The organism is Treponema brennaborense DSM 12168, assembly GCF_000212415.1.
Taxonomy (GTDB): domain Bacteria; phylum Spirochaetota; class Spirochaetia; order Treponematales; family Treponemataceae; genus Treponema_F; species Treponema_F brennaborense.
Window position 1 is genome coordinate 1,882,655 of record NC_015500.1, and the last position, 23,160, is coordinate 1,905,814.

The window sequence follows — 23,160 nt, forward strand, 5'->3', positions numbered from 1 at the left end:
GGAGCGAATCATGCAAAACGTATCGGGATATTTCGACTGGGCGGCGACCGCACCGGCCGATGAAGACATCATACGGGAAGCGACGGAGCTGTCCCTTACCTATTTTGCGAACCCGTCGAGCGTGCACCGCGCGGGCATTGAAGCCAAAAAAAAACTGACCGAAGCGCGCGAACGGGCGGCCGCCGTACTCGGCGTACGGCCGGACACCGTGTTTTTTACTTCCGGCGGAACCGAAGCCGACCACATTCCGCTGCTCGCGCTGCTGCAGCGGCCGTCGCCGGCGACGGTGCTGATCAGTGAAATTGAACATCCGGCGATCCGCGAACAGGCGCAGATGCTCGCACGCTGCGGCTGGAACATACGGACGGTCAAACCGGACAATCGGGGAATCGTCACGGCGCAAGCCGTCGCCGGCGCGCTCACCGACGACACGGTGCTCGTCTGCATCATGGCAGTGAACAACGAAACCGGCGCGGTGCAGCCGGTGTACCGGATCGCAGACGTCCTGGCCGCGCGGGCCGCGGAAACCGGAAAGCGCCGCGCGAAACTGCACGTCGACTGCGTGCAGGCTGCGGGCAAGATACCGTTCAACGTTTCATATAAGGGAATCGACAGCGCGGCGTTCAGCGCCCATAAAATAGGCGGCCCGCGCGGTATCGGCGCATTGTACCTCGCACAGCGCCTGGAACCGTTTCTGCGCGGAGGCGGACAGGAACAGGGCATCCGCAGCGGTACGGAAAATCTTGCCGGCGCCTGGGCACTTTCACGATGCATGGAACGGTATTATCTGTGCGAACCGGGAACTTCCGGCGCCAAACGGCCGGAAAACGCCGCCGCGCTTGAACGCTACGATGCGCAGTGCGAATATACGAGCGCGTTCGTAACGGCGCTGTCGGCAATACCCGGCTGCTCGATCGTTCCGGAATGCAGGGAACGGAAACCGGCCGGCGGTACGGAAAACGACGGCTGCTATTCGCCTTGGGTCGTACAGGCAAGCTTTAAAAACGTCCCCGGTGAGGTTATGGTGCGGGCGCTTGCGGAAAAGGATTTTTACATTTCAACGGGTTCCGCCTGTTCGGCCCGAAAAATGAGCCGCCCGATTCTTGAAGCGATGGGCGTGCCCAAGGCACAGGCAGCGAACGCCGTCAGATTTTCGTTCGGTACCCGCACGCGGCAAGCGGACATGGACGCGCTCGTCGACGCGGCAGCGGAAATCGCACGCCGTTTTGCAAAATAGAGGAACGCGCCGTAAGCGATTACGCTGCTGTCGAACGGAACCGATTTGCGGAACGCGCCGTTTTGCAAAATAGAGGAACGCGCCGATCCGCTTATTTTTTTTTGCTGAACACGCGGTAATTCATCCACGGAAACAGCGGATGTTCCTGTTCCATAGACGTGAGCCATTCGGTGCTGATGGTGTTCGCCCCCAGCGAATCGTAGACCGTCGTAAACGCGAGCACGTTTTTCTTAACTTGTTCCTGCGCGTACTCGGAAAACAACCGGTCGTGCAGCATGGAAGGCCAATCGCCCGACTGCGCCAGCAGAACTTCTTTCGCGGCAAGATTGAGCGCGCGGGCTTTCAGTCCCGTGTCGTCGGGAAACCGGTCCGCAAGATACATCATGCGTTCGCACGCTTTTCGCGAATACTGCAGAATCCAGCCGTTCGAGCTGTCGAGCATATTTTCACCGTAACCGGTTCCGGTCGCGGCCGACATGAACGGTTTCAATTTTTGTAAGTCGAACCGATTCGTAAGCAGATCCGCGTACGACCCGATGCGGACGTCCGACTGCGACGCGGCGATGCGGAACACCTGTTCAAGCCACGAAACGCCTTCAGCCCAACTTTGTCCCAAAATTTTCGCATCAAACGCGCAGACAAGGCTGACATCATGTCCCGGAAGCAGCTTTTCCGCCGCGGCGAGTTTTCCGATTTTTCCGGCAAAAAACGACTTCGCATCCGACGCGGCCTGTTTTGCCGCGGCTTCACAATCATACCAGCAGCCGCCGGCCGATTCGTTTCGGTTCCAATACGCGTATCCGGAAGAAATCCGCGTCCCGTCGGCTTCCAAAAATCCGTCCAGATCGCCGACGGACGCTTCAAACGCCACGTCGCGGTTCGGATCGCGGTACACGGGATTGTACATAAAGCCGCCGGGACCGGTCAATTCGTCTTCCGACGCATCGTCGCGCGCAAAAAGTGCGAACGAATTACCGCAGCGCACCGGAGCGAAAATTCCCTTTTCCGGCAGCGGGTCAGCGAACAGAACGCCGTGAGAGTTAAGCACCGTGTAATCGAACCCGTATCCGCGCAGCACTTGTTCGAGGCCGGAAGAAAACCCCATGTACGGCAGCCAAAAACCTTCCGGTACGACGCCGAAAAAGTGCCGGTGCGCCTGAACGCCGGTTTCTATCTGGGCGTTGACGGCCTCGGGCAAATCGGCGTAATGCGGCAAAAACGCGTAAGTCGCGGCGGTCGCCAGCAATTCGACGTTGCCCCGATCGGCGTAATATCTGAAAGCGCTCAGCAAATCGCGTTTATATACTTCGATAAAATCCTGACGGGTTTTACGGACCCGATCAAGGCACCGCTGCGCCTGCTTTTTGCGGCCGGTATCCGACGCGTTCCGGGTCAGTTCCTTTTCTCCGAGCACGATCGACCGGTCGAGCCAGTCCACGTATCGGTTTATAACGGCGGTATCGGAAAGCAGCGAACAGAGCGTCGGCGTAATAACCATTGAAAGCTTGAACGGAACGGCGTCCGTATCGAGCGACTCAAACATATTCAGCAGCGGAATGTACGTTTCGGAAATTGCAAGAAATAACAATTCATTCTCAGGGCGCCCGAACGAATCGCCGTCGGTACGGCGGATATAACCTTGATGGGCAACAAGCGTAATAACAAACGATTTTTTTGGCATAATATTCCCTATAATTATGAAAACGATTGGCGGTGATTCAGATAATGCGTCCGAAGCAGTTCCGGCAGTCCCGACAATTCCAAAATCGGAGAAATGCGGACTTCAGGAACGGGAGCCGAAACTTTTTCGGATACGTGCGGCAGTTCGATTTTCCGCGACGACGCGCACACCCGCAGCGGCATATTCTTGAATTCAGCAATCAAATCGACGCGCGCGATGTGTTCACCGGCGGGAAGCAGCACGTACTGCTCGCGGTCTGTCAGCGAAACCGGAATATCGAACGAATCGGAAGCTTTCGGCGCCTTTTCATCGGGAAAAAACGAAATACGCAAAAACAACGAAGAGAACGCCGCCGATTTTCTTATTGCAATCAATTCGGCTTCCTTAATATCCCAGTATACGAACGCCCACACGGGATTCCGCAGGATAACGGAAATATGCGTTTCGTTATAGGTTGACGGAAGGACGGACGCCGCACGTACGCCGGCTTTGTCCGATTCGTTTTTTAATTCAACGCCGCGGTCGCGGCGCATATCTTCAGCGAACTCAAGCAATTCACCAATTATAAAGCGCCGGCTCAAATTTTCCGGAATATCAATTCCGTATTCGTCTGCCAGCGAAATCAAGTCCGCCGACGGCAGGGTTTCAAGATACGCCCTGTTCAATATACTACATTCCATATCGTGTTTATGATGAAGAAAAATGCGGAAACTGTCAAGGGATCGGCATTCAAAAGAGAACGCAAATCCGTGCCGAGTGCAAACGATTCGATGCGCGCGCGGTTTCTGAATTTCGGCTCATTGCGGAAAGCGGCGGCTTGTATTTGACAGCCGATACCGGTATACTGTAAGTGATAAGAATATGACAGTGCGTTGCCGGCGGCAGCAGACAAAGTCCGGCGTATACCGCCGAACCGCACGGCACGGAACAGTCAGAGGAGAACCGGTTATGGATCACAAAGAAATACTTTCACGGGCGCAAGCCTATATACAAGCGGAACGGGACGAAGGTTTCGCACAGGAAGTCCGGGATTTACTGACCGCCGGAAACACGGCGGAGCTTGAAGACAGATTCTATCAGGATCTGGAATTCGGCACCGGCGGACTGCGCGGCGTTATCGGCGGCGGAACGAACCGGATGAACACGCTCGTCATAAACCGTGCGACGCAGGGGCTTGCGAATTATATTATCAAAACGTTCCCCGAAAAGGCGAAAGCGGGAACCCTTTCCGCCGTCGTCGCCTACGATTCGCGCCGCTATTCGGACGTCTTTGCAGAAGCGACCGCGCTCATTTTTGCCGCGAACGGATTCAAAACGTATCTGTTCACCGGTCTGCGCCCCACTCCCGAACTGTCGTTCGCGATCCGTACGCTCGGCTGCGATACCGGCGTCGTCGTAACGGCGTCCCACAATCCGCCCCAGTACAACGGATATAAGGCCTACTGGAACGACGGCGCGCAGGTAACCGAACCGCACGACGAAGGCATTATAGACGAAGTGAACGCCGTCGCCGCCGTAAAAACGATTTCCAAAGAAGCGGCGCTCGCATCGGGTGCGCTGACGATGATCGACAGCCTGATAGATGAAAAATACTGGGCAATGGTAAAAAGCCAGCTGTTCAGACCGGAACTTATCAAGACCAAAGCAAAAGAAGTAAAGATCGTTTACACGCCCCTGCACGGCACGGGTGCCATGCACGTTGAAAAAGTACTCGGAGACTTGGGACTCACCGTTATTACCGTTCCCGAACAGCGGCTTCCCGACGGACGCTTTCCGACGGTCGAAAAACCGAATCCCGAAGAAGCGCCGGCGCTGAAAATGTCCGTGCAGCTTGCGGAAAAAGAAAAAGCGGACGTCGTCATGGCAACCGATCCCGACGCCGACCGGTTCGGCAGCGCCGTTCCCGGTGCGGACGGAAAATTCGTCCTTATCAGCGGAAATCAGATGGGCGCACTGCTCACCGACTATATACTGCATTCCCGCAGGGAATTGGGCAAAATGCCCGCCCGCCCGGCGGTCATCCGCTCCATCGTAACTTCACCGTTTGCCGACAAAATATGCGCCGATTACGGCGTTCGCCTGGAAGAGTGTCTGACCGGCTTCAAATGGATCGCGTCGGTTATGGCCGATTTTGAAACGACCGGCCGCGCCGAGTACGTGTTCGGCTTTGAAGAAAGTTACGGCTACAACGTCGAAAACGCCGTCCGTGACAAAGACGGCGTGTCCGCTGCGGCAATGTGTGCGGAAATGACGCTGTATTGGCGTTCTCAGGGAAAATCCCTGCTTCAGCGGCTCGAAGAATTATACGTAAAATACGGATATTTTGAAGACCGCTCCATTTCGCAGAATTTTCCCGGCGCGTCCGGCGGTCAAACGATGAAAAACATTATGGCAAAACTGCGTTCCGAAGGACTTACGTCGCTCGGCGGCACGAAAGTCGTTTCGATCCGCGACGTCGGCACGAGCGTCACGTACGATCCGGCAGCCCCGGCGCACAAAACGGCGATCGCGCTGCCGAAAAGCAACGTTCTCCAGTTTTTCCTTGAAGACGGAACTATCGTAAGCGCCCGTCCGTCCGGAACGGAACCCAAGATCAAGTTTTATATCAACTGTACGGTTCCTGTCAGCGGTGCGAATTTGAACGCAGCGAAGATAACCGCAGACGCGCAGTGCAACGCGATTGCGGCTGAAATAAAAACGGTGCTTGATGCAGCAAAGTAATATCATTTCTGACTGCGGAAAATTGTCCCGGCTGTTTGCAGACGGGACGGTTTTTACCGCGTTCGACACGGAAACCACCGGTTTGAAGCCGGAATACGAACGGCTTATAGAAATAGGCGCCATCCGTTTTGACAAAAACGGCATCATCGCCCGGTACGACATTCTGATAAATCCGGGAAAACCGATACCGCCGGGAGCGAGCGCAATCAACAACATTACGGACGATATGGTCAGAAACTGTCCGCTCATAGAATCGGTTCTGCCCGATTTTCTGACGTTCGTGAGAGATTCCGTTCTGGTCGCACACAACGCGGGATTCGATTTGAGTTTCGTAAACAAGGAACTTGAACGCAGCGGCTTCAATCCGCTCAAAAACAACGCCGCGGACACGGTGCACCTTGCCCGCAGCAGATTTCCGCAGCTGCCGAATCATAAACTGCAATCGCTCGCGGCGTATTTCGGTATCGACGTACGGAACGCGCACCGTGCCGAAGACGATGCGCGCGTCTGTATGGAAGTGTTTCTGCGCTGTCTCAACGCCGGCTGAAACCGGCACGCCGGACGTTACCGGTAATCGTTAAAGGCTATCAGTTCTTCCCGCTCGCGCAGTTTTTTCAGCGTTTTTTCCTGAATTTGGCGGACGCGCTCTCTGGTAATACCGAGAACGTTGCCCGTTTCGGTCAGCGTCCGCGGCGCTTTTCCGTCGAGACCGTAGCGAAGTCTGATTATGGACATTTCCCGTTCGGACAGCTGATTCAAAACCAAGTTCACCGTATCGGTGAGCGCCGCGGCAAAAACGCGTTCAATCGGAGCTTCCCCGTTTTCGTCGGTCAGCAAATCTCCCAAGCGCGTGGAGTTATCGTCGTCGACGTTCGTTTCGAGACTCGACATCTCCTGCGAAAGCCGTATGTAATCTTCAACCTTTTCGTTCGTAACGCACAGAAACCGCGCCAGTTCGGCAGTCGTCGGTTCGCGGCCGTATTCCTGCGTCAGCAGTTTCGCCATAAAAAAACATTTGTTGATCGTGTTCAGCATATGGACGGGAACCCTGATAACGCGTCCCTTATCGGCAAGACTTTTGATAATAGCCTGCCGGATCCACCAAATACCGTAGGTGGAAAAACGGCAATTACGCGCCGGTTCAAAACGGTCGACGGCTTCAATCAGCCCGATGTTGCCTTCGTCTATCAGATCGAGCAGGCCAAGCCCCCGATGCTGATATCGTTTTGCAATGGAAACCACCAAACGTAAATTTGCCTGAATCATCTTATTTTTCAGAACGAGCAAATCCCGTTCCAGCCGGTCGATTTCTTCATACGCCGGAGAATTTTCGGCCGGTTCAAGCAAACCCGATTTCAGCTGGCGTATACGCGATTTATGCTCCTGAATCGCAGCGGCAGTCGCCTGCTCTTCCTGTACGGAAAGTAATTTATACCGTGAAATCTGTTTCAAATATAAAGAAAGCGGATCCGGATCGACAACGGTCCGGCCCATACCATCCAAAGCTCCGCTTGTTTGCAGCGGCTTTCGTACCCTGAGACTTGCAATCTGCCGTGTAGTCATCTGTATTATCTCCCTAACTGCACATGATACCCGAGAAAGATAAATACTTCAAACATAAACGATATTTTTTATAAAAATTTACCGTTTTTTAACGGAAAATTCATAAACGGACTTGAATTTATCCACGGGGAGCTTTTGCAGGATCTATCGGCTGCCCGTTCTGAAACACCATGAACGTGAGCTGCGGCTTGCCGCTCAGTGCGTCTACGCCGACCGTGCCCAATTCGTCGCCGAACGTTACGTAATCGCTCTTGCGCACGGAAAGCGAACTCAGGCCGGTATACACGTACACATGGCCCGTCTGAGACTGGACGAACACGACTTTGCCGAATCCGCGGTACATGCCGCTGAACATGACTGAACCGGAACGGACTGCGGTAACTTTTTCATTGCTTGCGGCGGAAAGCTGTACGCCCGAAATTTTCCCCGTAACGTACGCGACCTCGGGATTGCTGACCGGCCAGACGAGCGAAGAGTCGCCCTTTTTCCCCGAATACGAACGGGGATCGGACAATTCGAGCGCCGGTACCGGAAGAGACGGCGGCAGCGATTCCGCCGGCACCGGAATTTTCACTATCTGACCGACTTTGAGCGTATCGGATGCGCTCAGACCGTTCAATTCCAGCAAATCGTCCACGGAAATACCGTTTTTACGCGCGATGCCGTAAAACGTGTCTCCTTTCTGCACCGTGTACGGCTCTGCAGCCGGCTCGGCACCGATCGGGTTTGCAGCGGCGGAACGGGACGGCGCGGTTGCGCCGGCTTCATCCGGAATGATCAGTTTCTGACCCGCTTTCAGCAATTCGGTCTGTTTTATGTTATTGGCTGCACACAATTCGGCAACGCTGACGCGATACGTTCTGCTTATGGAATACAGCGTTTCGCCTTTCGCAACGGTATGGGAGGTTGCGCCGAACGTGCGGGCGGAAAAAAGACAAATAAAAATTACGATACAACGCAGCAATTTATTCATACTATTTAAACATCGGTATACGCGTTCGCAAGGTTTATAAGAATTCGGCAAAAAAAGCGGCAACATCGACGCCGCTGACCGGATTTCCGACTTGATACAGTTTCAAAAGATTGCTGCGGCCGTCGCGCAGATGGCTCGACGTGGTTCCGTGCGCGATCGAACTGTCGGCTTCAAGAAAAGCCGCAATATGATCGGCGACGCGGACGAGTTTGCCGTCAACCGGCAAAAACTCCGGCGAATTATACAGCGTGTTCAAATCTTCAAAAGAGACGAACTGCGTACTGCCGACCGGCATACCCGTTATGGCCGGCGGCAAATCGGCGGCGAACAGCGTGTCCGCGCGCGGAACGCAAATACGGTTTGCAAACTCGTCGCTCGTAAAATACAGCAATTCGTCTTTAAAAAACGGATCCATAAGCGGCTCGAGTTCTTTTGCGACGATTTCCTCTTCAATCCGTTTCACGATGGACGGCAGTCCGTCGGTCGCCTGTTTTACCGGAGAAATGATGTCGCGCGTAACGGCTTCGGGCAAATCGTGAAACAGTGCGGAAAAGAAGTTATTGTAGCGGCGGGCGGCGCAAAATTCCGCGCCGGAGTTCCGTTCGAGCAGCAGCGTAACGACCGCAACGAAAAACGAATGGCCGAGCACACTTGTTTTGGGCACACGCGGCGTTTGATTCCAACGGGTTTGAAACCGAAGCTGCTCTATCATCATCAGAAAATCGTACGGCCGCTGCTTGGTAATCAGCAGCTGCAGCCCGCGCAAATCGAGATATTCTTCGATATCCCGATTCAGCTCCTTCGCAATATGCGCCAGCCGGAATTCTTCGTTTACCACGGAAAGCATTTCAAATTCGCGCATGGTCGAAAACTTGTGTGCGGCGCGAAACACACGCATCGTGCGCCCTTGCACGGTTCCGGCAGCAGGTTCCGTACCCGTCACGTATTCTTCAAACCGGCCGAACAGCTGCGGATCCGTCAGAATACACCGATACTGCTCTACGACCCATTCGTTCAATTTCCGGTATTCCTCCGGATATTCGCGGCGGATCATCCGCTGCACCGGCGACTTTATGTCACACAACGCAATTTTTCGCAGCAAATCGAACAGCGCCGCGTGTATCATCCAGTCCCAATCGACGCAATTGCCGCGCATTTCTTCAAATTTGCCGATGATATAGGCCAAAACCATTTTTTCCGCAGCTTTGTCCATTTCTATCAATTCGAGCGGGCGAACCAGATCGTTCCATCGCTCTATTGAAAATCCTTCAAATATTTTGAGTGCGAGTTTTTTGGTGAGCAAAACCGAGCCTCCGAAGCGATTATCTGACGATCGAATTGAACAGCTGCTGCGTGAGCAGTCCCCAGCCGTCGATCAGCACGAACAACATCAATTTAAACGGCATGGATATCTGCACGGGCGGAAGCATGATCATACCCATGGACATCAGCACGCTCGCGACGACCATATCGATAACGATAAACGGTATATATAGCAGTACGCCGATCTTGAACGCAACGGTCAATTCGTTCAATATATACGCCGGTATCAGCACGTGCGACGGAACGTCCGCCAGCGTCTGCGGACGGTCGAGCCCGCCCATAGACATGAACAGGGTGATATAGTCGGTGTTCGTTCCCATTTGTTTGAACATGAAAATCCGCAGCGGCGCTTCCGCTTCGGTAAAGGCCGCTTCAATGCCGATTTCTCCGTCGGAAAGCGGTTTAAACGAATTATCGTAAATGTCGGTGAACGTCGGCCACATGATGAACAGCGTCATAAAAAACGCGATGCCGTTCAAAACGGCCGTCGGCGGCACTTGCTGAAGGGATAAAGCGCGTTTTATGAAATCAAGCACGATCGAAAACCGTAAAAAACAGGTCAGCAGAATCAGAATGCTCGGCGCGAGCGTCAAAATCGTCAGCAGCAACAGTAACTGCACCGAAAACGCGACTTCCTGTCCGGTCTGCGGAGAGCGGATATCGACGCTGATCGAGGGTATTTGCGTACCGGTTACCGTACCGTCCATTTCGGTCCGACCGGCCGCGGAACCTTGCGGAAACGTCTGCTGAGACATAACCGGCATACAGCACGCCGCGGCGAGCAGCGAGCACAAAATGATTTTGGGCAGCGTTTTCGAGGCGAACCGCTTCATTCCGCATCCTCCGGAAAGGAATCGGTCGTGTGCTGCAGCCGTTCGCGCTGCTGGCGGAGAATACGGCTTGCCTGTCCGGCGGAGTCCGCGAACGGCTTTTCGGCAGAAGACGCGGTGTCCGTACGGATTTTACCGCCCGACGCCGCGGCGTTTTTCGGCGTTCTGAACAGATCCAAAACGGACGCGAAATCTTTCGGCTTCGCACCGGCCGGTTCCGATTCGGCGTGCAGATTCATCGCGTCGACGAGTTCCTTGTCGTCTATTTCACCGATGAGATTTACGGCGGAATCGGTAACGCCGATCAGATATGCGTGCGAGTTCAGCGTAACGACGTACGCAAATTTACCGGGAGCAAGCGTCAGCGACGCGACTTTTTTAAGATACGGATCCGTTTTTTGAGCGGGGGTCATACCTTTTTTCAGAAGGAAAACGATACCGTAAATACAGGCGATAACCGCGGCGAGTACCAAAATCATCCTGACGAAAAGCCATACGGTGGACGGCTGCTTTACCGCGGCCGCGCCGGTATCGGGCGCCGCAGGAGTGATTACCAGCAGGGATTCCGCCTCTGAGCGCGGTACGGAAGTTTCATCGGCAGCGGAGCCGGTTCCGCCGTTTTCCACCGGAAGCACGACCCCTGTTTGCGCAGGCACACTTTGCGCGGCCGGCGTTTGTGCAAAACATAAAGCTGCGCTGCATAAAGCGGCGCACAGTACCAAAACGAATTTTGAAATCCTGAAAATTTTCCCACCCCCGTGAAAACGTACGCGTAATTACCGTCAGCCGGTAACGCGCTCGATCGGTGAAAGGATTTCGGTAACACGGACACCGAAATTTTCGTCGATAACGACGACTTCACCTTTTGCGATCGGTTTATGGTTGACCAAAATATCGACGGGTTCACCGGCAAGTTTATCAAGTTCGATAATCGTGCCTTCACCCATTCCGAGAATCTCTTTTATCTGCTTTTTGGTACGTCCCAGTTCTACGGTCATTTCCATGTATACGTCCATGATAAGACCGATATTGCCCTGTTCGGTAACACTCATGCCCGACTGCAGCCCGGGAAACTGCAGGGACTGCACGTTGGGTGCGTTCATTCCCATGGAAGCCGCGGAAAAACCGCCGTTCATGTTCATTCCCATATTGCCCATATTCATCATACCGGGATTGCCCATTTGCTGCGGCATTCCCATATTCATTCCCATACCCGGATTGCCCATTTGCTGCGGCATCCCCATGTTCATTCCCATACCGGACATATCCGCGGCACCGGCGGACATTCCACCCATACCGGCCGGCTGCTGAGCCGCAGCGGGCGCACCGCCGCCGAGTGCGGCGCTCATCTGTTCACCGACGCTGCCCGCCACTGCTTCCCACAAGGTGTACGCGCCGCCGTCGATCGTAACCGGATATGAAAACAGTACGAACGTATTCTGAGGAAAGCGAACCATCGCTTTAGGTCCGTTCACCGGTTCGCCCGGATTGCACGCAAGACCGGGAAATTTTCCCGTCTTCGTCAATTCGGTAATTTCAGCGCCGGTATGCTGGGACACGACTTCGCTGATAACGGACAGCGCCATGTCGTCGAGTTCCGCGTTTTCTTCTTTATTAATCAGATTCGTCAATTTCTGTGCGAAATCGGTCGAAAGCACGTACAAATGATCGCCGTGCAGTCCTTCCGAAAAATCAGCCATAACGGCGACGACGACTTCCGGCAGTTTTGACAAAAACTGATCACGGGTAAGCGTTTCCGCAACGGGTTTTCCCACGTCCACCTGAACACCGGTCATCGTTCCGACGTTCTGGGCAAGCGTATCTTTTATTTTTCCGGCGAACTGTTCCAGAACGCCCGTATCTATATGGACTGCAGGGGAAGGAGACGACGACCCCGAAGACGAAAGTCCGCCCATATCCACGCCTGCCAACAAAGCATCAATTTCATCTTGAGAAATGGCACCATCACTCATATGTTTCATCTCCTTCTACGGATAATTCTTCAAATTCTTCCAATTCGCCCTGAGTTATTTTACTCAGCACCTGCACCGCCATCTTCTTGCCGATAACGCCGGGCTGGCACAAAAACTTTTTCTTATTGCCGATGCTCAGCGTAATCGGATCGGTAATGCGTACATTAGATAATCGGACGATATCTCCCACTCGTAAAGCTAAAACATCTCGTATCGGCAAAGAAACCGAACCGATTTCCGCAACGACGTCCATATCGACGTCGGAAAGTTTTTCTTTCAGAACACCCAGATACTGCGTCGTCGAACTGCGCCGCACGGATGAAAACCAGAACTGCGACGACAGTTTTGAAATGATCGGTTCTATCGTAAGATACGGAATACAGAAGTTCATCATGCCTTCTTCTTCGCCGACTTTCGTTTCAAGCGTAACCAGTACGACCATTTCCGAAGGAGGTACGATCTGGGCAAACTGCGGATTCGTTTCTATCTGACCGAGCCGCGGCCGTAAATCGATAACCTGCGTCCACGCTTCGCGCATATTGGCCAGAATGCGGACGATAATGCCTTCCATAACGGACTGCTCGATATCGGTCAGATCGCGCTGGACTTTCGCCCCCTGCCCGGTACCGCCGAACAGTCGGTCTATCATTGAAAACGTTATGGCCGGATCGATTTCAAGAATCGCGTTTCCTTTCAGCGGATCCATATTGATGACGGCGAGCGTCGTCGGCGTCGGAATGGAACGGATAAATTCCTCATAGGTAAGCTGATCTACGGATGCGACGTGAACGTGCACCATGCTGCGCAATTGGGCGGAAAGGCTCGTCGTCGTCAAACGGGCGAACGTTTCGTGCATGATGGAAACGGTACGTATCTGTTCTTTTGAAAATTTGTCGGGACGTTTGAAATCGTAAATTTTTATTTTACGCGTATCGTTTACCGGTTTAAAATCTTCAGGTTCAGTATTACCGGAACTGATAGCAGTGAGGAGCTGATCTATTTCGTCCTGCGACAGAACTTCATTCATATGTCAATCCCCTAATTCACGAAAGGCTGCGTTTTGTTTGCTTCTGTCGGCGACAGAACTTCATTCATATGTCGATCCCCTAATTCACGAAAGGCTGCGTTTTGTCTGCCGCGGGCGGCGGCAGCGCCTACGCACGCTACTGTTCTATAATTTCAAGACTCAAAAAGCGCACGTCTTTTATTTTGGACGAGCTTAAAATATCGTCGTTGATTGCGTTTCTGATTTCGATCCGCAGTTTATCTTCATTTTGAGGACGAAGTTCGCTTATTTTCTTTTCCGTAAAATACCGGCGCAAAAAGTCCTTGATCTCTATCTGACGCGCGGTAATTTCCGTTGAAGTCGCCTTATCGTCTTTTTTGTAGCCCAAAACGACTTCCACAACGACGCTTGCGGGAATGGAGTCGCTCGTTTTCGTACGGATGGATCCGATCGAACTGTACCAGTCCAAAATTTCCCGTTTGCCGACGTAATCCTGCGATACGGGAATGGCCGCCTGCTGGGCCGAATTGCCGCCCATAATTTTCATGGTAATTACCACGACCGTAACGATGAGAATGATCGCACCTAAAACAATGGCGACCCATTTCAGAAGAGCAGGAAACAGTCCGCCTATACCGCGTTTTTTCTCCGCAGCACCGCCTGATTCTCCGTTGTCGTCCAAACCTAAATCGTCATCAGCCATACAAAACCTTCCTCTATCATATCATTCTATCATTAAAAATGACCTTCGTCCAGAATAATTATATCCACGCGGCGGTTATACGCCCTGCCCTCCGCCGTATCGTTTGAAAACTTGGGGCGAGTGTCGGCGTAGCCGGCCACGGAAAACTGAGCTTCGTTTACCCCGAAGTCGGACAAATAATGCAGCACGTTTACCGCACGCGCGGCGGATAATTCCCAGTTACTGGGAAAATCCTTACTTGCAACCGGCGTTCCGTCGGTGTGCCCTTCGATACGGAAGCGCCGCCCGGACAACTCTTTTGAAGACAGAAATTGCGCCAGCCGCAGAACGGTGGCCCGCGTTTCTTCTATATTAAGTGCGGCGCTGCCCGGCGCAAAAAACGAATCCGACGCGAGCGTGATCACCAGCCCCCGTTCGTCGCTCGACAACGTAATTTTATTCGATTTTACGTCCGGCGCGAACAAACTGACCGCACGCTTTACCGAAAGTCCGAGCGATTTGCCTTTTTCAAGCGAGGGCAGACTGTTTATCGTGTTTCCCAAATCCGCAAGCCGTCCCGCCGCAAGCGACTGACCGCCGGCCGTCGGATCGCCCTGCAAAGAAGCGGTCAGCGCCGCCATCTGCACCGCGTCGACTTCGGTCGGATTATACAACATGACGAAGAAACAGAGCATCAGCGTGATCATGTCGCCGTACGTTCCCATCCATGCGGTTGAGGGCTTTTCAGGTTCTTTTCTTCCCATCAGTAACTCCGTTTAGTCTTTCAAAACGTCCGATTCTATTGCTTTTCTGGATTTAGGATCCAGATACGTCAACAGTTTCATGGCGAGAATACGGGGGTTGTCTCCGGCCTGAATGGACAGGACGCCTTCTACTATCATTTCTTTTGTCCGCATTTCAACGTTGTTCTGCCCGATCAGTTTCTGCGCCATAGGAGCCAAAATCCAGTTTGCCATCATGGAGCCGTACAGCGTGGTGATAAGCGCGACGGCCATATTCGGACCGAGCGACGACTTGTCTTCCAAGTTGTTCAACATACCGATCAAACCCAGAACGGTACCCATCATTCCGAATCCGGGTGCGAAGCCTGCCCACTGGTTCATGATATTGATGTACACCATATGACGCGCTTCAACCTGACTCATTTCGCTTTCAAGAATCGTCCTGATAACCGCGCCGTCGGTACCGTCTACAACCAGACGCAGTCCCGTTTTCATAAAAGCGTCGTCCAGATCTTCAAGCCCCTCTTCGAGCGCAAGAATACCTTCGCGGCGCGCCTTTTCGGAAAGGGCGACCATATTCTGCACCAAAACCTTTTCACCGAAGTCGGGAATTTTGAACGTTTTTCCGATAATGGCAAACATCGTCGTAACCTGTTTTAACGGAGCAACGATAAGCAAAGCGCAGAACGAACCGCCGATCGTCATGAACACCGAGGGAATATCGATAATTCCCATAAGCGTACCGCCTGAGGTAAGAACGGACATGACGATACACGCCGCTCCGCCGATCAAACCGATTATTGTTGCTATATCCATTCAGAAACTCCTATATCCGTTTACTCTTCGTTCTTTAAAGCACCGATCCGGCGCCTGTATTCGATAATTTTTTCAATAATGTCTTCCGGGGGATTTTTTACGACGACGTGTTTGCCCGAAAGCATGGTCAGCGTAACGTCGGGATTGCATTCTATCGATTCGATCTGATGCGGATTGATCCAGTATTTTTTTCCGTCAAGACGCAATACTTCTATCATACTTTATTGTGTACGCTTACGGCATTACCGTCAAGTAGGCAAGCGCCGCGCCGCAATGACCTCCCTCAAAAAAAATACGTATCCATTCTATTACAATATCGGAATTATGGGAATGAAGCTGAGAAAAAAAACGCCGCCGCCGGCGTTTTTTTACACGGTTTCGGCAACGGGCCGCTCGTCCAACAACTCGGCCGGCAACTAAACCGAAAACAGGCCGCTCGGCCGGGCGCATAAAAAAGGATCGACCGCGAAGCGTTCCGCTCCGTTTCGGTCGATCCACTTTACACTTCCGCGTGCCGGCTGCTGCCGCGCGGACGGTTAGCGATTATCGGTTCCGGTTACCCATTGCCGGTTACCGCTTCAAGTTCATCACCGTATCAAGCAGCGTGTCTGCCGTCTGAATCGTTTTGGAACTCGCCTGAAAACCGCGCTGCGTTACGATCATATCGGTAAACTGTTCGGTCAAGTCGACGTTCGACATTTCAAGCGAGCCTGCCAGCATGGAACCTTTGCCTGCGATACCGGACGTACCGATGTTCGCCAGTCCCGAGTTGTTCGACTGCACGTACGTATTGTCGCCGGCTTTTTCAAGACCGCCCTGGTTGCTGAACGTGGCGAGCGCAATCTGACCGAGCACGCGGTTGGTACCGTTGGAATACACGCCGGTAATGATGCCGCTCGAATCTATCTTGAAGTTGTCCAAATACCCCATCGTGTAGCCGTCCTGATAATACGCCTTCGTCGAACTTTGCGACGCGCTCTGGGTTATCGTATGCTGCTGACTGCCGATCGTGCCCAGATTGATGTTCATGGTCTGACGGTACGGATTTCCGTCCGCGTCGGGATTGGAATCGGTTACCGTAAAAGACGTCTGCAAGACGATCTGTCCGGTGGGATTCGTAACGTTGCCCGCGCTGTCCGTTACGGACTGGAGCGAACCGGTATTGTCGAAATTGACGAGGAACGTGTTCGCGACACCGTCCGTCGTTCCCAAACCGACGCGCGTCTGCGTAACGTCGGCATTGTCAGGATCGATCAGAACGGTTGCCTGCCACTGGTTCGGATTACCCGGTACGCGGGCAAACGCGACGGACAACATGTGTTCGTTGCCGAAGCTGTCGTACACTTTCTGTTCCGTGGACCAAGTGCCTTTCATGATATCCGATTCGCTCGCGCCTTCAAGAATTTCAGGCGTGTTTTTGTTCAGGTTGCAGGCAAAATTGACGTTCTGCGTCGCTTTCGCAGGATCTTTGGAACCGACCGGAATAATCAAGTCTTCGGGTGAGCCGGCCGTATTCAGGATCATTTCACCGTTCGCTTCCTGAGCCATCCAGCCCTGAACGCGCAGTCCGTTCGCCGGATTGACGAGCGTACCGTCGCTGTCGAGTCCGAACGCTCCGGCGCGGGTATAAAACGTTTCTTCGCCGTTTTTCAGTACGAAAAATCCGTTTCCCTGAATAGCCACGTCGGTCGCAACTCCGGTGGACTGCAGGTTTCCCTGCGTAAAAACGGTGTCGATGCTGGCGACCATAACGCCCAGACCGACTTCTTTAGGATTAACACCGCCGACTTCGGTTGTCGGTTTTGCAGCGCCCGAAAGCTGCTGTGAAATCATATCCTGAAAATTGACGCGGCCGCGTTTGAATCCGGTCGTGTTGACGTTGGCGACGTTGTTGCCGATAACGTCAAGACGCGTCTGGTGGTTCTGCATACCGGATACACCGGAATAAAGTGATCTCATCATATAGCTACCCTCTTAGTTACCATATACGGCGTTAATCTGATCCATGCTGTACAGCATTCCGTTTACTTTTATCTGCGGAGCGGCTCCGCGCGTTACCGATTCCACGACGCCGCTCACCGCCGCGTCGCCGGCGTTCAGCTCGACGTTTTTTCCCAGCAGGGACACCGCTTCGTTCGAGTTGAGCATATTAGCCAGTTTCGTAAACTCGCTGCTCATGTTCGTCATCTGCTCCAGTGAAGAAAACTGCGCCATCTGAGCGATGAACTCGGTGTTCTCCATGGGACTGGTCGGATCCTGATTGGAAAGCTGCGTTAGCAACAGTTTGAGAAAATCATCCTTGCCCAATTGCTGACTTGCAGTACGTCCGTTTACGGCAAGAGTTTTGTTGAATGAATCGACCGCAGTTTTCGCCTGCAGTTGATCCGCCGTACTCATGACAGCTTTAAATTCCATGAATCAGTACTCCTCTCAGATCTGAAAAATATGTCGGGAACCGTATGTACGCAAACGGTTCCCCGGTTTCAAGCCATTATATTAACGGCAATTTGCGCCGAATCTGAATACATTTTTTGAGTAAAAAATTCGGCTTCCGCATAATCGCCATCATCTACCATATCGGCGTACGAAGTGTGTTTGAACAGCATTTCGGCAGCGGCAGTCTGTTGCTGCGCGTCGTGCTGCGAACCGCTTCCCGTATCGCCGCCGCTCCAGGACAAATCGAATCCGGCAGTTTCAAAACCGCTTGCGTTGAACGCCTGTTTTATGGAATCGATATTGTTTTTGAACGCGTTGTACGCGTCTTCCGACGCGACGGTTATATGTCCTGAAATCAGTTTGTCGTGCAGGTTCAAGCTGATTTTAACGTTGCCCAATTCTTCGGGATGCAGAATCAAATTAATCGTACCCGCGTTGCCGTCGCGCAGAACGATCGAGCCCGTTTTGACGAATTCAGCGGCGTTGCTTTGCAGTTCCGACGACAGCAAAGACGCAAACCGTGATTCTCCCGGCTTGGAAGCGGCTGAAGCCGTACCGGCCTGCGCGCCGGAATCTCCGGCAAGGTTCATCGTAATATCGGCAGAACCGTCGCCGTACGAAACGGACGTGACGAACTTCGATTCGCGCAGTCCGGCTTCGGTAACGCCGCCGTCGGCGGCCGACCGCGCGTCGGTAACGTGAATTTTTTCATCAAGCGCGGTTCCCGTTGAAAGTTTTATATTTTTGCGGCCGCCTTCGGCTTCCGCTCCGTCCGCACTGAACGGAAGCGCCGACGCGGCGGTTTCCGGCTGCAGCGCGCCGCTTCCGGCTGCCTGCAGCAGCGGGTCGCCGGACTGCGCGGACGTATCGCGTTTATGCGTTTTTTTGTCCAGAGGGTGTTCCGCGTCAACCGAATCTGCGGCGGCTTCCGTAAGTATATCCGCATCCGCTTGTGCGGAAATCGCCGCAGACAGAACGGAATCTTCTGCAGCCGCTTCCGCATCGACAGCCGGCGCCGGAACGGCAAGTTCGGAAAGCGCCGCGCCGGTTTTGTCCGTATCCGCTGCGCCGTCCGCAGCCATTGCCGCTTTCAAATCTGCCCGAATCTCACTGCCGACCGGTTTCTTTCCGTCAAGGTTTACCGCACGTACTGCGGAATTCTCCGACTTCGAGTCGGCATCTGCGGCGGCGGGTTCCGATTCCGCAGACGATTCGGCGGCGGAACTGATGCGTTCGCCGTCCGTATTCGTACCGGAGGTATCTTTTAAGGCCTTTTCCAATTGTTCTTCAAACGATACGCCGCCCGTTTCTTTCGGACGCTGGCTTTGAGCTGAAGCAGTCGAGAGCGTTTCCGATCCCGGCTTATCAAGCTGAATATGTACTGTCTGCATCGGCATATCTCCTACAGTGTAATCATCGACTGATTCGGCACGGTTGTTAAATGATTTTTTTCGGAAAACGCCGATCATCGATTCGGCACGCAAAACCGGCCGGCACCGCAATAGTTACTTCACAAAGTGGAATTTTTAGAGTAGAATAGACACTATGTCAAAGCAAAAGATTCCGGCGACACCGTCCATCAGACGGCTGCCATCATATTTGCACATTATCAGACAAGCCCGGAACGAAGGGTATGAGTTCATTTCGGGAACGGTTATCGCGCAAGAACTGCATCTGGAACCGATTCAGGTACGTAAAGATCTGGCTATAACCGGTATTATCGGCAAACCGAAACGCGGCTATCCGGTTGCGCCGCTGATTACCGCAATAGAACATTTTTTGGGTTGGGATACGTCGAAAAACGCGGTATTGATAGGCGCCGGCAATTTGGCGACGGCTCTGACCGGATATCAGGAATTCCAATATCACGGACTGAACTTCGTCGCGGCGTTCGACAAGAGTCCGGCGAAAATCGGCACGAAAATTCACGGCGTGCCGGTGTTTTCAATAGATACGCTGCCCGTTCAAATCAGAAACCTCGACGCGACGATCGCCGTTTTGACGGTGCCGTCGCAAAACGCCCAGGAAACGGCGGACATAATCGTTGCGGCAGGCATAAAAGCGATTTGGAATTTTACGAACGTAAAACTGAAACTGCCGGAAGACATCGTCTGCCAGCGTGAAGATCTTACCTCGGGCTACGCCATGCTGTGCGTAATGATGGACGCCGTCCGCCCGAAGCCGGTAAAAGAGTAATTATGAGCGACGAATCGGAAACGACCAAAAACGCGTATCAGGCGCAGCTGTTTGCGAATCGGCTGAGCAAACGGTATAAGCATTTGCGAAAATGGGCGAAGCGCGAGCGAATCAGCTGCTACCGTCTGTACGACCGGGACATTCCCGAAATTCCGCTGGCCGCGGATCTGTACGAAGCGCTGCCGCCCGAGGTGTGTACCGCCGCGCAGGCCGTACGATTCGTAACCGGAGACGCCGCGAACGCGGAAAACCCGAATCGATATCTGCACCTGTTTCTCTACGAGCGGCCGTATGAAAAATCGGAAGCAAGTGAAAGCGCGTGGCTCGACGCGATGGCGGACGCGGCGGCTTCGGTGCTCGGTCTTGCACGGAACCGGATTATCGTCAAAACGAGGAGACGGCAGCGCGGCACCGATTCGCAATATGAAAAACGTGAAGCGGAAACGAGCGTAACGGGCACCGTTCTGGAACAGGGGCAGCTTTTTTACGTAAACCTGACCGATTATCTCGATACGGGGCTGTTCTTCGACCACCGGCCGCTGCGCAAAACGGTGCGCGACACGGCGGACGGCAAGCGGGTGCTCAATCTGTTCTGCTATACCGGCTCTTTTTCCGTGTACGCGGCGCAGGGAGGAGCGGCTTCGGTGGATTCCGTCGACCTTTCAAACACGTACCTCGGCTGGGCGCGGCGGAATATGGAACTGAACGAATTTACCGACCAGGCGCGCTACCGGTTCGTCAGAGCCGACGCGGCGTCCTTTTTGAAGACGGCGAAAGAAAAGTGGGACATCATTATCCTCGATCCGCCGACGTTTTCAAATTCCAAAAAAACCGAAACGGAACTCGACGTAAACCGGGACTGGGCGGCGCTGGCAACGGATTGTCTGAATTTGCTGAGCGGCGGCGGCGTATTGTATTTTTCGACGAACAGCCGGAAACTGGTCTTCGACGCGGCGGCGCTCCCGTCCGTAACCGAACAGCGTAAAATAATCCAAATCACGGATATCACCGAGCAAACGATTCCGGAAGATTACCGCAATACGAAAATTCACCGGTGCTGGAAACTCGCGATCGGCCGGTAAAAGATTCGCTTTTATTTACACGCAAAGTATTCTGTTGTATAGTACGGTATGGACATCTCAAACAAACAGCCCGTGCCGTTGTGCGCCGGCGTGCACGTGATCACCGGCGTTACCAATATCGGCGTTATCGCCGATTATCCGGCGGAACCGGCCGACGGCGGAAAATCAGCGGCTGTTCCCGATTTATATCTGATAGACAGCGGCGCGGACGGCGACGCGGCGAAAAAAATATATAAAACGCTTGAATCGCTCTATCCCGAAGGGTTTACGCTGAAAGCCGTGATTTGCACGCATTCAAACGCCGACCATATCGGCGGCAACGACTGGTTTCAAAAGCACACCGGCTGCGGCGTCTGGGCGAGTTTGGGCGAACGCGGTTCCATCGAGCATACCGTTATTGAAGCGGCAATTATCTGGGGCGGTTATCCGTTTGCGGAAATTACCGGCAAACGGTACGTGGCCCGGCCGTCGCGGGTAACGCGCGTTATCGGCTGCGGTGAAACGGTGCGGCTTGCAGGCGGCGCGGAAATTTCGTTTATTTCCCTGCCCGGCCACTATCTTGACATGATAGGCGTTTTATACACCGCAGGTGCGCCGATTACCGGAGCGCAGACGGATAACGAGCCGCCGCGCCGGGTTCTGTTTTTGGGCGACTGCATATTCGGCCGCCACGTGATAAAAAAATACTGGATACCGTTTTTGTTCGACGTCGGACAGTTCAAACGGACGCTGGATACGATTAAAACCGTTCCCGCCGATGCGTACGTTCCCAGCCACGGAGACGTTCTCGATTCGGCCGATTCGCTGGAAGCGCTTGCGGAACTGAATATGATCGCCATCATGGAAACCGAAGTGAGTATTCTTGCGGTTTTGAAAGAAGAAAAAACGGCCGAAGAACTGCTGCAGGCGGTAGCCGATTTAAACCGAATCGAACTGGCCGACGGGCAGTACGTTCTGATAGGCTGTACGCTGCGTTCGTATCTGTCGTATTTGCACGGTCAGAAAAAAATCGGCCATTACATTCGCGGTAACAAAATGTACTGGAAGCGGCTCGAATCAAACGGGTCTGAAAACGACTAGCCCGGATGCGCAGGGCGGAACCCGGTAAAAAAGCCCCGCGCGGGCTTTTTTACGGAGGCGAGAGCCGAACCCCGGAGCAAGCCGGTCAGCGGTACGGTGTGCTCCGCAGGAACCGTCCATCGGTATCTTGCATAATACCGCAATATATGGTACTGTTTGCGCACAGGCATTCTGCACTTGCAGATTAAGGAAGGATAACATGGGCGCACGCGGCGAACTCTTTACCACTCAGGTTATGTTGGAAAACAGATCGTATTTTTTCAACGTAAAAGAAAACAGGACCGGCGATGTGTTTTTGCAGGTTGTAGAAAGCAAAAGCAAAAACGGTGAAGATTTTGACCGGCACGCGATCGTCGTATTTGCCGACGACATGCAGAAATTCTTCAAGGGCCTTGACGAATCGCTCACGTTCATTGAAAAAGACCGAAAAGAACGCTCGAAAGCGGCGGCCGAACGGAAAGCGGCAAAAAGTGCTGCCGGCGGAAAACGCATATACAAAAAACCCGCCGACGATCAGGAGCGCAAAAGCGACGGCATCAAGCGAACGGGAAAAGTGCACGTCGTTTCAAAACGCCAGAAATCGAAAGAAGAATAAACGTACCGCAGGTCGCGTTACCGCGCCCGCGAAACGGAACGCACTGCCGGTTTTCGGCGGTGCGTTTTTTTTACGGCCGAGAGGAACGCCCCGGTGCCGGGGGCACGGCGGATATCGTCGGATATCGTTGGGAGCACGCAGCGGGAACGTCCGGCGGATGACTGGTGCTCGGCAGATGTCGCCGGATATCGTCGGGGGCGTGGCAGATGCCGAAAATTGCGCG

At 53.5% G+C, this 23,160-nt stretch carries 23 protein-coding genes; 7 read left to right on the forward strand and 16 right to left on the reverse strand.

The features are described from left to right. Nucleotides 1-10: 10 nt before the first annotated feature. Complete coding sequence (locus tag TREBR_RS08180; protein ID WP_013758717.1) at nt 11-1,237, forward strand: cysteine desulfurase family protein; 1,227 nt, start codon at nt 11-13, stop codon at nt 1,235-1,237. Nucleotides 1,238-1,328: 91 nt separating this feature from the next. On the opposite strand, the gene TREBR_RS08185 is transcribed toward TREBR_RS08180, so the two are convergent. Together TREBR_RS08185 and TREBR_RS13680 are read right to left on the reverse strand one after the other, a co-directional pair. Further along, a complete protein-coding gene (locus TREBR_RS08185; RefSeq protein WP_013758718.1) occupies nt 1,329-2,918 on the reverse strand; it encodes a 1,4-alpha-glucan branching protein domain-containing protein in 1,590 nt (529 codons plus the stop codon). A gap of 14 nt (nt 2,919-2,932) precedes the next feature. After that, nucleotides 2,933-3,598 (reverse strand): DUF4912 domain-containing protein, encoded by a 666-nt coding sequence (locus tag TREBR_RS13680; protein WP_013758719.1) that lies wholly within the window; start codon nt 3,596-3,598, stop codon nt 2,933-2,935. A gap of 268 nt (nt 3,599-3,866) precedes the next feature. On the opposite strand from TREBR_RS13680, the gene TREBR_RS08200 reads away from it, so the two are divergent. Both TREBR_RS08200 and TREBR_RS08205 read left to right on the forward strand, forming a co-directional pair. After that, nucleotides 3,867-5,639 carry a phospho-sugar mutase gene (locus tag TREBR_RS08200; RefSeq protein WP_013758720.1) on the forward strand — a complete coding sequence of 591 codons (1,773 nt, stop codon included), beginning with the start codon at nt 3,867-3,869 and terminating at the stop codon, nt 5,637-5,639. Then, a complete protein-coding gene (locus TREBR_RS08205; protein ID WP_013758721.1) occupies nt 5,626-6,186 on the forward strand; it encodes a 3'-5' exonuclease in 561 nt (186 codons plus the stop codon). Before TREBR_RS08200 ends, TREBR_RS08205 begins: the two co-directional genes overlap by 14 nt. 17 nt (nt 6,187-6,203) lie before the next feature. On the opposite strand, the gene TREBR_RS08210 is transcribed toward TREBR_RS08205, so the two are convergent. The 14 genes from TREBR_RS08210 to TREBR_RS08275 all read right to left on the reverse strand — a co-directional run bounded on the left by TREBR_RS08210 (nt 6,204) and on the right by TREBR_RS08275 (nt 19,375). Further along, nucleotides 6,204-7,133 (reverse strand): sigma-70 family RNA polymerase sigma factor, encoded by a 930-nt coding sequence (locus TREBR_RS08210; protein WP_052296168.1) that lies wholly within the window; start codon nt 7,131-7,133, stop codon nt 6,204-6,206. A 187-nt stretch (nt 7,134-7,320) separates the two neighbouring features. After that, on the reverse strand, nt 7,321-8,175 hold the full coding sequence (locus TREBR_RS08215) for a M23 family metallopeptidase (protein ID WP_013758723.1): 855 nt from the start codon (nt 8,173-8,175) through the stop codon (nt 7,321-7,323). A 34-nt stretch (nt 8,176-8,209) separates the two neighbouring features. Then, nucleotides 8,210-9,478, reverse strand: a complete 1,269-nt coding sequence (locus TREBR_RS08220) for an HD domain-containing protein (protein WP_013758724.1) — start codon at nt 9,476-9,478, stop codon at nt 8,210-8,212. A gap of 19 nt (nt 9,479-9,497) precedes the next feature. Then, complete coding sequence (fliP, locus tag TREBR_RS08225; RefSeq protein ID WP_052296209.1) at nt 9,498-10,262, reverse strand: flagellar type III secretion system pore protein FliP; 765 nt, start codon at nt 10,260-10,262, stop codon at nt 9,498-9,500. Between the two features lie 65 nt (nt 10,263-10,327). Then, nucleotides 10,328-10,984, reverse strand: coding sequence for a FliO/MopB family protein (locus TREBR_RS13685; protein WP_156786634.1), 657 nt, complete (start codon nt 10,982-10,984; stop codon nt 10,328-10,330). Nucleotides 10,985-11,110: 126 nt separating this feature from the next. Beyond that, on the reverse strand, nt 11,111-12,301 hold the full coding sequence (gene fliN / locus TREBR_RS08235; protein WP_013758727.1) for a flagellar motor switch protein FliN: 1,191 nt from the start codon (nt 12,299-12,301) through the stop codon (nt 11,111-11,113). Next, a complete protein-coding gene (fliM, locus tag TREBR_RS08240) occupies nt 12,294-13,328 on the reverse strand; it encodes a flagellar motor switch protein FliM (protein ID WP_013758728.1) in 1,035 nt (344 codons plus the stop codon). Before fliM ends, fliN begins: the two co-directional genes overlap by 8 nt. Nucleotides 13,329-13,464: 136 nt before the next feature. Continuing rightward, complete coding sequence (locus TREBR_RS08245; RefSeq protein ID WP_013758729.1) at nt 13,465-14,010, reverse strand: flagellar basal body-associated FliL family protein; 546 nt, start codon at nt 14,008-14,010, stop codon at nt 13,465-13,467. A gap of 32 nt (nt 14,011-14,042) precedes the next feature. Then, complete coding sequence (gene motB / locus TREBR_RS08250) at nt 14,043-14,753, reverse strand: flagellar motor protein MotB (RefSeq protein ID WP_013758730.1); 711 nt, start codon at nt 14,751-14,753, stop codon at nt 14,043-14,045. Between the two features lie 12 nt (nt 14,754-14,765). After that, nucleotides 14,766-15,548 carry a motility protein A gene (locus tag TREBR_RS08255; RefSeq protein ID WP_013758731.1) on the reverse strand — a complete coding sequence of 261 codons (783 nt, stop codon included), beginning with the start codon at nt 15,546-15,548 and terminating at the stop codon, nt 14,766-14,768. Nucleotides 15,549-15,568: 20 nt separating this feature from the next. Beyond that, nucleotides 15,569-15,766, reverse strand: coding sequence for a flagellar FlbD family protein (locus TREBR_RS08260; protein WP_013758732.1), 198 nt, complete (start codon nt 15,764-15,766; stop codon nt 15,569-15,571). A 352-nt stretch (nt 15,767-16,118) separates the two neighbouring features. After that, on the reverse strand, nt 16,119-17,510 hold the full coding sequence (gene flgE, locus TREBR_RS08265; RefSeq protein ID WP_013758733.1) for a flagellar hook protein FlgE: 1,392 nt from the start codon (nt 17,508-17,510) through the stop codon (nt 16,119-16,121). Between the two features lie 12 nt (nt 17,511-17,522). Beyond that, nucleotides 17,523-17,963 carry a flagellar hook assembly protein FlgD gene (gene flgD / locus TREBR_RS08270; RefSeq protein WP_013758734.1) on the reverse strand — a complete coding sequence of 147 codons (441 nt, stop codon included), beginning with the start codon at nt 17,961-17,963 and terminating at the stop codon, nt 17,523-17,525. A gap of 68 nt (nt 17,964-18,031) precedes the next feature. Next, nucleotides 18,032-19,375: a flagellar hook-length control protein FliK gene (locus TREBR_RS08275; RefSeq protein ID WP_013758735.1), complete on the reverse strand. Its 1,344-nt coding sequence runs from the start codon at nt 19,373-19,375 to the stop codon at nt 18,032-18,034. Nucleotides 19,376-19,529: 154 nt separating this feature from the next. On the opposite strand from TREBR_RS08275, the gene TREBR_RS08280 reads away from it, so the two are divergent. The 4 genes from TREBR_RS08280 to TREBR_RS08295 all read left to right on the forward strand — a co-directional run bounded on the left by TREBR_RS08280 (nt 19,530) and on the right by TREBR_RS08295 (nt 22,937). Continuing rightward, on the forward strand, nt 19,530-20,180 hold the full coding sequence (locus TREBR_RS08280; protein WP_013758736.1) for a redox-sensing transcriptional repressor Rex: 651 nt from the start codon (nt 19,530-19,532) through the stop codon (nt 20,178-20,180). A 2-nt stretch (nt 20,181-20,182) separates the two neighbouring features. Further along, nucleotides 20,183-21,262 (forward strand): class I SAM-dependent methyltransferase, encoded by a 1,080-nt coding sequence (locus TREBR_RS08285; protein ID WP_013758737.1) that lies wholly within the window; start codon nt 20,183-20,185, stop codon nt 21,260-21,262. A 48-nt stretch (nt 21,263-21,310) separates the two neighbouring features. Beyond that, nucleotides 21,311-22,342: an MBL fold metallo-hydrolase gene (locus TREBR_RS08290; protein WP_013758738.1), complete on the forward strand. Its 1,032-nt coding sequence runs from the start codon at nt 21,311-21,313 to the stop codon at nt 22,340-22,342. 199 nt (nt 22,343-22,541) lie between these two features. Beyond that, nucleotides 22,542-22,937 (forward strand): DUF3276 family protein, encoded by a 396-nt coding sequence (locus TREBR_RS08295; protein WP_013758739.1) that lies wholly within the window; start codon nt 22,542-22,544, stop codon nt 22,935-22,937. Nucleotides 22,938-23,160 lie beyond the last annotated feature (223 nt).

Bases quoted from the DNA above. Each gene is read 5' to 3' on its own strand.
- TREBR_RS08295 (WP_013758739.1), top strand. From the start codon at position 22,542: ATGGGCGCACGCGGCGAACTCTTTACCACTCAGGTTATGTTGGAAAAC.
- fliN (WP_013758727.1), bottom strand. From the start codon at position 12,301: ATGAGTGATGGTGCCATTTCTCAAGATGAAATTGATGCTTTGTTGGCA.
- TREBR_RS08290 (WP_013758738.1), top strand. From the start codon at position 21,311: ATGGACATCTCAAACAAACAGCCCGTGCCGTTGTGCGCCGGCGTGCAC.
- TREBR_RS08255 (WP_013758731.1), bottom strand. From the start codon at position 15,548: ATGGATATAGCAACAATAATCGGTTTGATCGGCGGAGCGGCGTGTATC.
- TREBR_RS08200 (WP_013758720.1), top strand. From the start codon at position 3,867: ATGGATCACAAAGAAATACTTTCACGGGCGCAAGCCTATATACAAGCG.
- TREBR_RS08185 (WP_013758718.1), bottom strand. From the start codon at position 2,918: ATGCCAAAAAAATCGTTTGTTATTACGCTTGTTGCCCATCAAGGTTAT.
- fliP (WP_052296209.1), bottom strand. From the start codon at position 10,262: ATGCCGGTTATGTCTCAGCAGACGTTTCCGCAAGGTTCCGCGGCCGGT.
- TREBR_RS08210 (WP_052296168.1), bottom strand. From the start codon at position 7,133: ATGGGCCGGACCGTTGTCGATCCGGATCCGCTTTCTTTATATTTGAAA.
- flgE (WP_013758733.1), bottom strand. From the start codon at position 17,510: ATGATGAGATCACTTTATTCCGGTGTATCCGGTATGCAGAACCACCAG.
- flgD (WP_013758734.1), bottom strand. From the start codon at position 17,963: ATGGAATTTAAAGCTGTCATGAGTACGGCGGATCAACTGCAGGCGAAA.
- TREBR_RS13680 (WP_013758719.1), bottom strand. From the start codon at position 3,598: ATGGAATGTAGTATATTGAACAGGGCGTATCTTGAAACCCTGCCGTCG.
- TREBR_RS08275 (WP_013758735.1), bottom strand. From the start codon at position 19,375: ATGCAGACAGTACATATTCAGCTTGATAAGCCGGGATCGGAAACGCTC.
- TREBR_RS08215 (WP_013758723.1), bottom strand. From the start codon at position 8,175: ATGAATAAATTGCTGCGTTGTATCGTAATTTTTATTTGTCTTTTTTCC.
- fliM (WP_013758728.1), bottom strand. From the start codon at position 13,328: ATGAATGAAGTTCTGTCGCAGGACGAAATAGATCAGCTCCTCACTGCT.
- TREBR_RS08285 (WP_013758737.1), top strand. From the start codon at position 20,183: ATGAGCGACGAATCGGAAACGACCAAAAACGCGTATCAGGCGCAGCTG.
- TREBR_RS08280 (WP_013758736.1), top strand. From the start codon at position 19,530: ATGTCAAAGCAAAAGATTCCGGCGACACCGTCCATCAGACGGCTGCCA.
- TREBR_RS08180 (WP_013758717.1), top strand. From the start codon at position 11: ATGCAAAACGTATCGGGATATTTCGACTGGGCGGCGACCGCACCGGCC.
- TREBR_RS08260 (WP_013758732.1), bottom strand. From the start codon at position 15,766: ATGATAGAAGTATTGCGTCTTGACGGAAAAAAATACTGGATCAATCCG.
- TREBR_RS08205 (WP_013758721.1), top strand. From the start codon at position 5,626: ATGCAGCAAAGTAATATCATTTCTGACTGCGGAAAATTGTCCCGGCTG.
- motB (WP_013758730.1), bottom strand. From the start codon at position 14,753: ATGGGAAGAAAAGAACCTGAAAAGCCCTCAACCGCATGGATGGGAACG.
- TREBR_RS08245 (WP_013758729.1), bottom strand. From the start codon at position 14,010: ATGGCTGATGACGATTTAGGTTTGGACGACAACGGAGAATCAGGCGGT.